13 protein-coding genes are annotated in these 12,813 nt (G+C 63.1%); 11 read left to right on the top strand and 2 right to left on the bottom strand.

The features are described from left to right. The first annotated feature begins 7 nt into the window (after window positions 1–7). The gene (locus tag RY1_RS05145; RefSeq protein WP_072802467.1) at window positions 8–838 is read left to right on the top strand and encodes a transglutaminase family protein; all 831 of its coding nucleotides are present in this window, start codon (window positions 8–10) and stop codon (window positions 836–838) included. A gap of 54 nt (window positions 839–892) precedes the next feature. Next, window positions 893–1,663, top strand: coding sequence for an aquaporin (locus tag RY1_RS05140; protein ID WP_072802466.1), 771 nt, complete (start codon window positions 893–895; stop codon window positions 1,661–1,663). A gap of 16 nt (window positions 1,664–1,679) precedes the next feature. Here the strand turns inward: RY1_RS05140 and RY1_RS05135 are convergent, their stop codons facing one another. Next, on the bottom strand, window positions 1,680–2,264 hold the full coding sequence (locus RY1_RS05135; RefSeq protein WP_072802465.1) for a type II toxin-antitoxin system PemK/MazF family toxin: 585 nt from the start codon (window positions 2,262–2,264) through the stop codon (window positions 1,680–1,682). 111 nt (window positions 2,265–2,375) lie between these two features. Between RY1_RS05135 and lepA the strand changes: the two genes are divergently transcribed. Both lepA and RY1_RS05125 read left to right on the top strand, forming a co-directional pair. Then, window positions 2,376–4,217 (top strand): translation elongation factor 4, encoded by a 1,842-nt coding sequence (lepA, locus tag RY1_RS05130; RefSeq protein WP_072802464.1) that lies wholly within the window; start codon window positions 2,376–2,378, stop codon window positions 4,215–4,217. A 55-nt stretch (window positions 4,218–4,272) separates the two neighbouring features. Further along, complete coding sequence (locus RY1_RS05125) at window positions 4,273–5,280, top strand: nitronate monooxygenase (RefSeq protein ID WP_072802463.1); 1,008 nt, start codon at window positions 4,273–4,275, stop codon at window positions 5,278–5,280. A gap of 73 nt (window positions 5,281–5,353) precedes the next feature. Here the strand turns inward: RY1_RS05125 and RY1_RS05120 are convergent, their stop codons facing one another. Then, a complete protein-coding gene (locus RY1_RS05120) occupies window positions 5,354–7,396 on the bottom strand; it encodes a glycoside hydrolase family 15 protein (protein WP_072802462.1) in 2,043 nt (680 codons plus the stop codon). 180 nt (window positions 7,397–7,576) lie between these two features. Between RY1_RS05120 and RY1_RS05115 the strand changes: the two genes are divergently transcribed. The 7 genes from RY1_RS05115 (at window position 7,577) to RY1_RS05090 (ending at window position 12,809) form a co-directional block, all read left to right on the top strand. Next, complete coding sequence (locus RY1_RS05115) at window positions 7,577–7,807, top strand: hypothetical protein (RefSeq protein WP_072802676.1); 231 nt, start codon at window positions 7,577–7,579, stop codon at window positions 7,805–7,807. A gap of 144 nt (window positions 7,808–7,951) precedes the next feature. Continuing rightward, on the top strand, window positions 7,952–8,053 hold the full coding sequence (locus tag RY1_RS30935; protein ID WP_371829449.1) for an Ms4533A family Cys-rich leader peptide: 102 nt from the start codon (window positions 7,952–7,954) through the stop codon (window positions 8,051–8,053). Between the two features lie 242 nt (window positions 8,054–8,295). After that, window positions 8,296–9,318, top strand: coding sequence for a sulfate ABC transporter substrate-binding protein (locus RY1_RS05110; protein ID WP_072802461.1), 1,023 nt, complete (start codon window positions 8,296–8,298; stop codon window positions 9,316–9,318). A 5-nt stretch (window positions 9,319–9,323) separates the two neighbouring features. After that, window positions 9,324–10,187 (top strand): sulfate ABC transporter permease subunit CysT, encoded by an 864-nt coding sequence (cysT, locus tag RY1_RS05105; RefSeq protein ID WP_072802460.1) that lies wholly within the window; start codon window positions 9,324–9,326, stop codon window positions 10,185–10,187. After that, window positions 10,184–10,984, top strand: a complete 801-nt coding sequence (cysW, locus tag RY1_RS05100) for a sulfate ABC transporter permease subunit CysW (RefSeq protein WP_072802459.1) — start codon at window positions 10,184–10,186, stop codon at window positions 10,982–10,984. The genes cysT and cysW overlap by 4 nt, the downstream gene beginning before the upstream one ends. Beyond that, window positions 10,984–12,054 (top strand): sulfate/molybdate ABC transporter ATP-binding protein, encoded by a 1,071-nt coding sequence (locus RY1_RS05095; RefSeq protein ID WP_072802458.1) that lies wholly within the window; start codon window positions 10,984–10,986, stop codon window positions 12,052–12,054. The genes cysW and RY1_RS05095 overlap by 1 nt, the downstream gene beginning before the upstream one ends. Window positions 12,055–12,128: 74 nt before the next feature. Beyond that, window positions 12,129–12,809 (top strand): YoaK family protein, encoded by a 681-nt coding sequence (locus tag RY1_RS05090; RefSeq protein WP_072802675.1) that lies wholly within the window; start codon window positions 12,129–12,131, stop codon window positions 12,807–12,809. Window positions 12,810–12,813 lie beyond the last annotated feature (4 nt).

The raw sequence follows: 12,813 nt of genomic DNA, 5'->3' as shown, positions 1-12,813 counted from the left end.
CTGGCGTATGCGAGTTGTACACACCACGGGCTATCAGTACAACGCGCCGGTGACGTCGTCGTACAACGAGGCTCGGTTGACACCGCGCAGCGACCACCGGCAGAACGTCATCCTCAATCGCGTCGAGACCAACCCGGTCACGAGGTCGTACCGCTACACCGACTACTGGGGCACCGCCGTCACAGCTTTCGACCTGCATGCGCCACACACCGAACTGGAGGTCACCGGGTCGTCCGTCGTCGAGACGGATCCGTTCACGCCGCCCGAGGAGACGGCGTCCTGGGAGGAACTGGCGAGCGAGTCGGTGATCGACCGGTACAACGAGGTGCTCGACAACACGGTGTACGTGCCCAAGAACCGTCAACTCGCTGCCATCGCGAAGAAGCTGTCCAAGGGTCTGCCACCTCAGGAATCGGTCGTCGAGATCTCCAATTGGGTGCACCAGGAGATGTCCTACGTGCCCGGCACGACGGGCGTGCACACCTCCGCTGTCGAGGCATGGTCGGAGAAGAAGGGCGTGTGCCAGGACTACGCGCACCTGACGCTCCTGTTGTTGCGCAGCGTCGGCATTCCGAGCCGGTACTGCTCGGGCTACCTGCACCCGAAAAACGAAGCGGTGATCGGAGTGTCGGTCGAGGGACAATCGCACGCATGGATCGAGGCATGGACAGGCTCGTGGTGGGGTTACGACCCCACCAACGCGATTCCGGTGAACGAGCAGCATGTTTCGGTGGGTCTCGGCCGTGACTACGCCGATGTGCCGCCGCTGAAGGGCATCTTCTCGGGCGGAGGTTCGACTGCTCTCGATGTTGTAGTAGAGATCACACGTCTGGCGTAACGTACTGCTCGGCAGGTTTCTTCTGGGAATTACCTATCGAGCAGAGGTGGGCATATGTCGACGGCACAGGAGTATGTGGAACCGGAAGTCATCTCGGACACCAAGAAGTACATCGCCGAGGCCATCGGCACGTTCGTTCTCGTGTTCACGGCGGTCGGAACGGCCGTGTTCGCCGGGGACAAAGTCGGAAATCTCGGTGTGGCACTGGCTTTCGGCCTCACACTGTTGTTTCTCGTGTATGCGATCGGGCCGATCTCGGGCTGTCACGTCAATCCGGCCGTCACTGTCGGCCAAGCACTGCTCGGCAAGATGTCCGCGGTGCAGGCAATCCTGTTCATCGTCGCCCAGGTCATCGGTGGACTCATCGCCGGAGCCGTACTGTTCGCGATCGCCAACAGTCTCCCGGCATACGACCGTGAGGTCGACGGTCTCGGCGCGAACGGTTGGGGCGCGCACAGCCCGTCCGCGATCAAGGGTCCGCTGGGCGGGGTACTGGAGAACGGCTACGGAATCACCGCGGCCATCGTCATCGAGATCCTGTTGACCGCGCTTCTGGTGTTCGTGGTGTTGGCGTCGACGGATCAGATCTCCGACGTGCCACTGGCCGGCGTGTCCATCGGTTTCACGCTGGCCGTGATCCATCTGGTGTCGATCCCGATCGACAACACCTCGGTCAATCCGGCGAGGAGTCTCGCCGTCGCACCGTGGCAGCCGGGCGCACTGGGGCAGGTGTGGTTGTTCATCGTGTTCCCACTCGTCGGCGGGGCGCTCGGAGCCCTCGTCTATCGAGGTGTGTTCGGTCGATTCGATCGACTGAAGTCCTGAGGGCGGCCCGGCTGCGTCACGACCAGCTGTAGTCCGAACGCAACCGGGAAGCCACGGCGTCGAACTTGCCCTTGGCGAGAACGGCACCCTCGCGGCGGATACCGGACTCGGGGACGTCGAGGACACGGTCGAGGCGTATCCAACTCGGCCGTCCCTCGCTGTCCCACGAGCCGGACCCGATCGACACCCAATCGGGGTCACCGTCGCGCTTGCTCTGGCTGGACAACATCAATCCCAGCAGTGTGTCGCTGTCGCGACCGACCACCAGTACCGGTCGGTCCTTGCCCTGAGTCGCGTCCTCTTCGTAGGTGACCCACGTCCAGACGATTTCACCGGGATCTGCCTTGCCGTCGAGATCGGGGGAGTACTCGACGCGTCGTGCGCGGTGTGCCGTCGGGACCGTCCTGGACGCGACAGGGCGACCGGGTTTCGCGGCGGGCCGACCGGGTTTCGCGGCGGTTCCGGGGGTGGTCGAACCCGAGATCGCATCCTTGCCCTTCTGGAGGGCACCGGAGTTCTGAAGCTGCCGGAAGAGCTTCGGTCCCTCTCGAAGTGCGATCCTGCCCAGTTCCTTGCTGAATCTGCTCCAGTTCCCAGCCATGCGACGAAAGTGTAGTCATCCCGGATCCGGCACGCCGACGACGTTGCTGCGTAGGACACGTGGGACTATTGGGTCTGTCCGTTCGCTCCTCAGCCGTTCAAAGGATCGTAAGTGCCCAGCTTCGCCGACACGACGTTCACCGATCCCGCCCGGATCAGGAACTTCTGCATCATCGCCCACATCGACCACGGAAAGTCGACGCTGGCAGACCGGATGCTGCAGCTCACGGGCGTCGTCGACGATCGGTCGATGCGAGCGCAGTACCTCGATCGCATGGATATCGAACGCGAACGCGGTATCACCATCAAGGCGCAGAACGTGCGACTGCCGTGGGTGGTGGACGACCAGGAGTTCGTCCTTCACCTCATCGACACGCCGGGACACGTCGACTTCACCTACGAGGTGTCGCGTGCCCTCGAAGCGTGCGAGGGTGCCGTGCTGCTGGTCGACGCCGCGCAGGGTATCGAGGCGCAGACGCTGGCGAACCTCTATCTCGCGTTGGACAAAGAACTGACGATCATCCCGGTACTGAACAAGATCGATCTGCCTGCTGCCGATCCGGATCGCTACGCCGCCGAGATCGCGCACATCATCGGATGCGAGCCGGATGATGTTCTCCGTGTGTCCGGCAAAACCGGTGTCGGCGTGGAGGAGCTGCTCAACGAGGTCGTCAAGCTGGTCCCGGCTCCGGTCGGCAACCCGGACGGTCCCGCTCGCGCAATGATTTTCGACTCCGTGTACGACACCTATCGCGGCGTCGTCACCTACGTCCGCGTGGTCGACGGAGCGTTGAACCCCCGCGAAAAAGTGACGATGATGTCGACGGGGTCGACACACGAGCTTCTCGAAGTCGGCATCGTCTCGCCCGACCCGAAGGCAACCAAGGGCCTGGGCGTCGGCGAGGTCGGGTACCTCATCACCGGCGTGAAGGACGTGCGTCAGTCCAAGGTGGGCGATACGGTCACCACGTTCCGCAAGGGTGCCACCGAGGCGCTGACGGGTTACCGAGAGCCGCGGCCGATGGTCTACTCCGGCCTCTATCCGCTCGATGGTTCGGACTACCCCGACCTGCGCGACGCGCTCGAGAAGCTCCAGCTCAACGACGCGGCGCTGACGTACGAGCCGGAGACCTCCGTTGCCCTCGGATTCGGCTTCCGTTGCGGCTTCCTCGGTCTGCTGCACATGGAGATCACCCGCGAGCGGCTCGAGCGCGAGTTCAACCTCGACCTGATCTCCACCTCGCCCAACGTGGTCTACCGCGTCGAGATGGAGGACAGTGCCGAGCACATCGTCACCAACCCGTCGTACTGGCCCGAGGGCAAGGTACGCGACGTGTTCGAACCGATGGTCAAGTGCACCATCATCTCTCCGAGCGAGTTCATCGGAACGATCATGGAACTCTGTCAGGGGCGCCGCGGCGAACTCGGCGGCATGGACTACCTGTCCGAGACACGCGTCGAGTTGCGCTACACCATCCCGATGGCCGAGATCATCTTCGACTTCTTCGACATTCTCAAATCCCGCACCAGGGGATACGCGAGTCTCGACTACGAGGAGATCGGTGAGCAGAGTGCCGCTCTCGTCAAGGTGGACATCCTGCTCCAGGGCGAGGCCGTCGATGCGTTCTCCGCAATCGTCCACAAGGACGCCGCGGCCGCGTACGGCAACAAGATGACGACCAAACTCAAGGAGCTCATTCCGCGGCAACAGTTCGAGGTGCCGATTCAGGCCGCGATCGGTTCGCGCATCATCGCCCGCGAGAACATCCGCGCCATCCGCAAGGACGTCCTCGCCAAGTGCTACGGCGGCGACATCAGTCGTAAGCGCAAGCTGCTCGAGAAGCAGAAAGAAGGCAAGAAGCGCATGAAGACCATCGGCCGCGTCGATGTACCGCAGGAGGCTTTCGTCGCTGCTCTCTCGTCCGAGTCGTCGACGGACAAGCCCAAGAAGTAGTGCAGCATCGCCGCACACGTGGGCAGGCGAGCGCAACGGAGTAAGTTCGGTCGATGTGACGACACGGATACTGAGTGAGCTGAACATTCCGATCATCGGTGCACCGATGGCAGGTGGGCCCTCCACGCCGGAGCTGGCAGCGGCGGTGTCCCGGGCAGGCGGGCTGGGCATGATCGCAGGCGCTCTGCTGACCCCGGATGCGCTTGCCGCGCAGGTCGATTCGGTGCGCGACCACCTGTTCGGCGTCAACCTCTTTCTGCCCGAGGAATCCACCGGAGCCGACGTCGACGCATACGCTGCGCAGCTGAGGCCGTGGTTCGACAAGTTCGACGTCGAACCGGGCGCACTGCCCAGGCGCGACGACTACTACACCGAGAAGTTCGACTGGCTGATCTCGAACCCGGTGCCACTGGTGTCGAGTACGTTCGGCACCTTCACCGCAGACGAAGTCGCCCGGCTACACAGCGTCGGAACCGAGGTGTGGGCCACGGTTGCCACTGCCGACGACGCGTCGGTGGCGACGGCACACGGCGTCGACGCCCTCGTCGTCCAGGGCCCGGAGGCAGGAGGGCACCGGGGAACGTTCGACGGTTCTGCCCCCGAGGCTCCGCTGGCCGACGTGCTTGCCGCGGTGGCGGCCGTGTCGAGTCTGCCCCGCATCGCGGCGGGCGGGCTGATGGACGGATACGACATTGCACCGCTGCTGAATTCGGGCGCAGCGCATGCTGCGCAACTCGGCACTGCCTTCCTCGACACCCCCGAAGCCGGTACCAGAGCAGTGCACCGCGCGCAGCTCGCCGTCGCAACGCGGACAGCGGTGACACGCGCATTCTCCGGGCGACCTGCTCGCGGCCTGGAGAACGATTTCATGCGAGAGAACTCAGAGGTTGCCCCGCTGGCATATCCGGATGTGCACTACCTGACCGCGCCGATGCGCGCGAAATCGGCAGCGGCGAACGACCCGTCGGCGTTGTCTATGTGGGCCGGAACCGGCTTCGCCCGTGTACAAAACAGGCCGGCAGCCGAGCTGGTCGCCGAATGGGCAACGCAGCTCGGCCGCTGAAACCTCAGGTCGGGTTCATTCCGCAGGCTGCACTCACGCCGTTCTATGTTCATTCCGCAGGCTGCACTCACGCTCAGTTGGTGTGTGCAGGCTGGAAGTGCCCGGCCGCCTGAGCCTCCTCTGCGCGGATGACATGCACGACGGCATTGATCAGCGCCAGATGGGTGAACGCCTGCGGGAAGTTGCCGAGGTGTCGTCCCGTGCGCGCGTCTATCTCTTCGGCGTACAGCTTGAGGGGACTCGCGTATCCGAGCAGCCGCTCGCACAGGTGCTTCGCACGCGGAAGCTCGTCGATCTCCACGAGCGCGGACACGAGCCAGAACGAACAGATCGTGAACGTACCTTCCTCGCCTTCGAGGCCGTCGTCGGTGGTGTCGACTTTGTATCGCAACACGAGACCGTCGACGGTCAGCTCGTCGGCAATTGCCAGCACCGTAGCTCGGACGCGTGGATCATCGGCGGGAAGGAATCGAAGAAGTGGAACCAGAAGCAGTGAGGCGTCCAACGATTCGTGGCCGTAGCGCTGCGTGAGCACGCCGCGGTCGTCGACACCGTGCGCGAGAATGTCCTCCTTGATCTCGTCCGCGATGGCGTTCCACTGGTCGGCGTATTCGTACTCGCCGTGTATCGCGGCGAGCTTGGCGCCGCGGTCGAGTGCGACCCAACACATCACCTTCGAGGACGTGAAGTGCTGCGGCTCGCCGCGTACCTCCCAGATGCCGCGATCCGGCTTCCTCCAGTTCGCGATGGCCTCTTCCACCTGGCGCTTGAGCAGGGGCCACAGCGATTCCGGTACGTGCTCACGTGACTTGACGTGCAGGTAGACGGAGTCGAGCATCGTGCCCCAGATGTCGTGCTGCTCCTGGTTGTACGCACCGTTGCCGATGCGTACCGGTTTGGCGCCGTCGTAGCCGGACAGGTGCGACAGCTCGCTCTCCTCCAGTGTTTTCTCGCCGCCGATCCCGTACATCACCTGCAATGGGTTGGCCTGCCCGTCGTCCGACATCGAGACGTCGGACATGAACGAGAAGAAGTCGTTGGCCTCGCGGTCGAGACCCAGGGTGTACAGCCCCCACAGTGCGAACGTGGAATCGCGCACCCAGGCGTATCGGTAGTCCCAGTTGCGGCCTCCGCCAGGCGTTTCCGGCAACGATGTCGTCGACGCGGCCAGCAGGGCGCCCGTCGGTGCGTACGTGAGCCCCTTCAATGCCAATGCGCTGCGTTGCAAGTATCCGCGCCACGGGTGATCCGGGAACCGTCCGATGGTGATCCACTGCCGCCAACACTCGGACGTGCGCCACATCTTCTCGGCGGCGTCGTCGAATGTCTGCGGCGCAGGAAGATCCGACCATGACAACGCGACGAAGACGTTGTCGCCCTCCTTCAAGCGAGTACGCGCACGTGCTTCCCTGCCCTCGATGCCGATCCGGAGATTGCTGGTGAGTTTGAGGGTCGGTTGGTCGCCGATCGAGCTCGCCTCACAAGTAGCGGTGGCTTCCTCGTAGACCTTGCCGGTGTATTCCCACCGTGCAGGCGCCCGGTGGTAGTCGAATGCGGGCTCGCAGCTCATCTCCAGCTCGACGGTGCCGCTGACACATTTGACCGTTCTGAGCAGGATGTGCTCGGCGTCCCAGTCGGTGGGTGCACGTTTGTGAGTTCGCGACCGCTGGTCTGTGTTGTGCCACGGCCCCATCACGAGTGCGTCGCGGACGATCAGCCAGCCGGTCTCGGTCTGCCACGTCGTCTCGACGATGAGACCGCCGGGGAGGTATCGACGCGCCGCAGGCACCGACTGGCCGTACGGGCCGACCCGGAAGTGTCCAGCGCTGCGGTCGAGGACAGCTCCGAAGACGCTGGGGGAGTCGGGTCGCGGTACGCACATCCACTCGACCGAACCGTTGCGCGCAATCAGGCACGTCGTCTCGCAGTCGGAGAGAAATGCGTAGTCGTCGATGGGTGGGAACGAGCTGCGATACGAGGTCAGGGTGGTCACGGGCGCATCGGTGCTGCCGAGGACTCCTTGTACGTCGTGACCATCGGTGTTGGGTGCACCGGGTTTCGGAATCTCGTCGTCCCGCACGGGCACTACCGTCGACTGCTCATCGAATGCCGTCATAGGGCAATCATCGACGTCAGGGCGTCCAGCGTCCACTGCTGGGCGTTGTGGGCGTGGCGCACCAGCGAGGGGCAGGAGTGGAGCCTGCGGAATGACCCAGATAGGCGGGAGTGGAGCCTGCGGAATGACCCGGGCAGGCGGGAGTGGAGCCTGCGGGAACGGCCCGGATAGGGTGTGGGTGTGCATGCACTTGCTACGTGGTGGGACGGGATAGAACTGTGGATCACGGGGCTGCCGTTCGTTCCGCAGTCGGTCGTCGTGCTGCTTGTTCTGGTTCCTGCTGCGTTCGGGGTGGCGCGCCTGTTCGATCGGGTTCTCGCCGAGGTTCTTCGTCTGCTCGGTCGCGATGCTCGCTCGGAGCGTGACGGCCGTTCGGTGTCGTCGGACTCCGCATTCACGGAAGGTAATTGATGCCGAAGTCGAGGATCACGCTCGCACTGATCGCGCTGCTCGTTCTCGTTGTGTTGGCCTGGTTTCTGACCAGGTAGACGGGCTGGTTGCGAGCAGCGGATCCACAATTGGAGTCCGCTGGGGTTCCCTGCTAGATTTCTGTCCGTGTCTGCCGCCGCCGAGTACCGAGTCCGCCATGAGCTGGCGTTGATTGCGGTCGGAATGCTTGCAGTCGCCGATATCTACTGTTGTCGACAGGCGTCGTAAGCCGTAGTCGGTGATGTTCGGCCGTAGCCCTCGTGAGCGCATGTTGTGATGCGCGTCGTTGCGGTCAGGACACTCCGAGGTTCGAACACCCGAGGCGTGAACACCCGAGGTTCGAACAGTACGGCCCGGCCGAACCCCGTGATCGACTGGAGGCTTTGCCTCGTCGCTCTGCGGTACCCGAATCGCGTCAATCTCGTCCCGCATGTTTTCGGTGATTCACACTCGATGAAAGGCACTTCTCGATGAGGCACAGTTCTCGTTACCTGCTGACCACGTTCGCGGCCGTCGGAACTCTCGTTCTGGCTGCGTGCGGCGGCGGCTCCAGCGACAACGTCGGCGACTCCGGCGGATCGGGAGGCGGCGCCGCGCTGACTTTGGTCGGTTATGCGGTGCCGAAGAACGGCTGGGACGCGATCGCGCCTGCATTCGCCGAGACAGACGAGGGTGACGGTGCATCCATCAACGCCGATTACGGCGCTTCGGGTAATCAGTCGCGCAAGGTTGCCGACGGTGCACCGGCGGACATCGTCAACTTCTCGGTCGAGCCCGATGTGGCGCGTCTGGTCAAGGCAGGCAAGGTCGACGAGGACTGGAACCAGAACGCATATGGCGGAGTTCCGTTCGGGTCGGTCGTGACTCTGGTTGTACGCGACGGCAATCCGAAGAACATTCAGACGTGGGACGACTTGCTGAAGCCCGACGTCCAGGTCATCAGCCCCAGCCCCTTGAGTTCGGGATCGGCCAAGTGGAACTTGCTTGCCCCGTACGCGGCCAAGAGCAACGGCGGCCAGGACAAGCAGGCCGGGCTCGATTACGTCCAGCAGCTCGTCTCCGGCCATTTCCCGGTTCAGCCCGAATCGGGTCGTGCGGCCACCGAGGCATTTCTGCAGGGCCAGGGTGACGTTCTGATCAGCTACGAGAACGAGGCTCTGCTGATCGAGTCGCAGGGTGAGAAGGTCCAGCACATCGACGTCGCCGACACGTTCCGCATCGACAACCCGGTTGCCGTGGTGAACACCAGTACCCAGCTCGACAAGGCGAACGCCTTGAACGATTTCGTGTACACCGACGAGGGGCAGAAGATCTGGGCCGAGGCCGGGTTCCGCCCGACCAACCCGGAGATCGCAGCCGAGTACTCCGACAAGTTCTTCACCCCTGCCACGCTGCGCACCATCGACGACCTCGGCGGCTGGACCCAGGTCGACGCCGATCTGTTCGGTGACAACGGCGCGATCACCACGATCTACAAAGAGAACACCAAGTAGCAATCATGTCGACGAGTATCGAATCCGAGTCGCGGCCGCGGCGGTCTGCACCCCGAAAGGGGCGTAAGTTCCGTGGCCCCGGCTCGGTGGGTCCGCTTGGCCTCGGCGTCGCAGTTCTGTGGTTGAGCATCATCGTGCTGCTGCCTCTCGCCGCGCTGCTGGTCAAATCCTTCGACGACGGGTTGGCCGGTTTCTGGGACGCGGTCACCCAGCCGCGGGCGATCGCGACGTTCAGGGTGACGTTGGAAGTGTCGGTCGCGGCCGCAGCGATCAATCTGGTGTTCGGCACGCTCATCGCGTGGGTGTTGGTTCGCGACGAGTTTCCGGGCAAGCGGTTCGTCAACGCTCTGATCGACCTGCCGTTCGCATTGCCGACCATCGTGGCGAGTTTGGTTTTGCTGTCGCTGTACGGTCCGGCGAGTCCGATCGGTCTGGTCTTCAACGCGACGAAGCCTGCAGTCATCGTCGCCCTGCTGTTTGTGACGCTGCCTTTCGTGGTTCGTGCGGTGCAACCCGTGCTCATCGAGGTCGACAAGGAAGTGGAAGAGGCAGCGGCGTCACTCGGCGCGAACAACTGGACCATCTTCCGGCGCATCGTTCTGCCGGTTCTCATGCCTGCGGTTCTCAGCGGCGGTGGCCTGGCCTTCGCACGAGCCATCGGTGAGTTCGGTTCGGTCGTCCTGATCGGTGGCAACATTCCCGGTGACACACAGATCGCATCGCAGTACATCCGCGAGTTGATCGAATACGACCAGCCGATCGACGCGGCCGCGATCTCGGTCGTGTTGCTCGCGTTCGCCTTCGTCGTTCTGTTCGTGCTTCGCGTCGTCGGCAATCGATTGGCCCGACGAGAGGAGCAGAGTCGATGAAGCTCGGGCTTCCGATCAAGCTGTCGCTTCGCGCGGTGGCTCTCATCTATCTTGCAGCGCTCGTGCTGTTCCCTCTCGGCGCGATCCTCTATCGGACCTTCGAGAACGGTTTCATGGAGTTCTGGGGACTGATCACGACGCCGGCCGCGCAGTCCGCGCTGCAGTTGTCGCTGCTCATCGTCGCGATCGTCGTACCGATCAACGTGGTCTTCGGTGTCATCACCGCTCTGGCGTTGGTACGCGGTCGATTCCGAGGAAAGGGCGTACTCGAAGCCATCGTCGACCTGCCGTTCGCGGTCTCGCCCATCGTCACCGGTGTGGCACTGATTCTGCTGTGGGGCGCCAACGGCTGGTTCGGTGGAATCGAATCCTTGGGCTTCAAGATCATCTTCGCGTTGCCGGGCATGGTGATCGCAACGATCTTCGTGACGCTTCCCTTCGTGGTTCGGGAGGTCGAACCCGTTCTGTACGAGATCGGCGAGGAGCAGGAGGAGGCAGCCTCCACGCTGGGTGCCTCCGCACTGCAGACGTTCTGGCGTATCACCCTGCCGGCGATCAGGTGGGGACTGACGTACGGAATCGTGTTGACCGTTGCTCGGTCGCTGGGTGAATTCGGTGCCGTGATCATGGTGTCGACCAATCTGCCCGGCATTTCGCAGACGTTGACTCTGCTGGTCAATTCACGCTACGAGGACTTCAATCAACCCGGTGCGTACGCCGCATCGACCTTGCTCATGGCAATCGCTGTCATCGTATTGCTGCTGATGACTGCCCTCGACAAAAAGAGGACGAAGTAATGACCGTACAGAAGAGCAACGACATAGAGATCTCGGTCGTCGGCGCCAACAAGAACTACGGTGACTTCGCCGCGCTCGACAACGTCAGCATCGATATTCCGAAGGGATCGTTGACGGCGCTGCTCGGACCCAGTGGATCGGGCAAGTCGACTCTGCTGAGGTCGATTGCCGGCCTCGAACAGCTCGATTCCGGACAGGTCGTGTTGGCAGGCCAGGACGTCACGTGGGTGAGCCCGCAGCAACGCGAGATCGGTTTCGTGTTTCAGCACTACGCGGCGTTCAAGCATCTCAGCGTCCGTGACAATGTCGCGTTCGGGCTGAAGATCCGCAAGCGCCCGAAGGACGAGATCAAGCGCAAGGTCGACGAGCTGCTCGAGATCGTCGGTCTCGCGGGATTCCAGACGCGGTTTCCGGCGCAGCTGTCCGGTGGACAGCGTCAGCGTATGGCTCTCGCTCGTGCGCTTGCCGTCGATCCGCAGGTGTTGCTGCTCGACGAGCCGTTCGGTGCGCTCGATGCCAAGGTCCGTGAAGACCTGCGAACCTGGCTCCGGCGGTTGCACGACGAGGTGCACGTGACGACGGTTCTGGTCACCCACGATCAGGAAGAAGCACTCGACGTCGCCGACCGGATCGCTGTGTTGAACAAGGGTCGAATCGAACAGATCGGGTCTCCGGAGGATCTCTACGATCGTCCGGCGAACGACTTCGTCATGTCCTTCCTCGGTCAGGTGGCCAAGCTCAACGGCCTGCTCGTCCGCCCGCACGATATCCGCGTGGGCCGCGATCCGAGCCTGTCATTGGCTCAGGCCAACGGCACAGCCGAATCGGCAGGTGTCACGCGTGCCGAGGTCGAACGCGTCGTTCATCTCGGGTTCGAGGTCAAGGTCGAACTGAAGAACTCCGCGACCGGCGAACTCTTCACCGCACAGATCACTCGGGGTGACAGCGAGGCACTGCAGTTGCAGGCCGGCGAAACCGTCTACGCCCGAGCGACGCGGATTCCGAAAATTCCCGGTGGCTCCGGCACCGTCGTGGAGACGGACCCGCTCGTCAAGGCCACCTCGACCTAGTCCCGTCGAGCGCGAAGGCAACGTGATCGATCACACGAGGACGATCACGTTGCCTTTACCTACCCTTGGGGTACATGCGTGAAGTGTTCAACTCCCATGCCCGACTGTCCTGGGTGCTCGCCGGACTTGCTGGTCTGGTCGGCGCTGCCGCCTTCACCAAGACCGCGGGGTACTTCGTCACGTTCATGACGGGTAATACCGAGCGAGGGGCGGTGGGTTTCTTCCGCGGTGAGAATGCGATGGCAGGTGCCGCGATTCTGCTCGTGCTGACGTTCGTCGTCGGAGTGGTCGTCGCGTCCCTGTGCCGACGCCATCTGTGGAGCGACCATCCGCACGGAGCAACCGTATTGACGACTGCTGCGTTGGCGATCGCCTCCGCAGTCGACGTGTTGATGAGCGGGTGGAGTGCCCCGCAGGTGCAGTTCGTGCCGATCTTGTTCATCTCGTTCGCGATGGGCGCTCTGAACACCTCGTTCGTCAAGAACGGTGAAGTCTCCATTCCACTGAGCTACGTCACCGGCACACTGGTCAAGATGGGTCAGGGTATCGAGCGTCACATCAGCGGCGGCTCTGCGAAGGACTGGCTCGAATACTTCCTGCTGTACGCAGCTTTCACCGCAGGTGCAGTGATCGGCGGCGTGATGAGCCTGTTCATCACCGGACCACAGGTGCTCGTCGCGGCCACGGTCGTGTGCGCGATCACAACGCTCTACACCTACCGCCGAACGGTGGAGGACTCCACAATTCTCGGGTGAGTGC

Origin of the sequence: Rhodococcus yunnanensis NBRC 103083, from assembly GCF_001895005.1 — a bacterium.
GTDB lineage: Bacteria > Actinomycetota > Actinomycetes > Mycobacteriales > Mycobacteriaceae > Rhodococcoides > Rhodococcoides yunnanense.
This window is presented reverse-complemented; position numbering and strand designations above follow the sequence as displayed.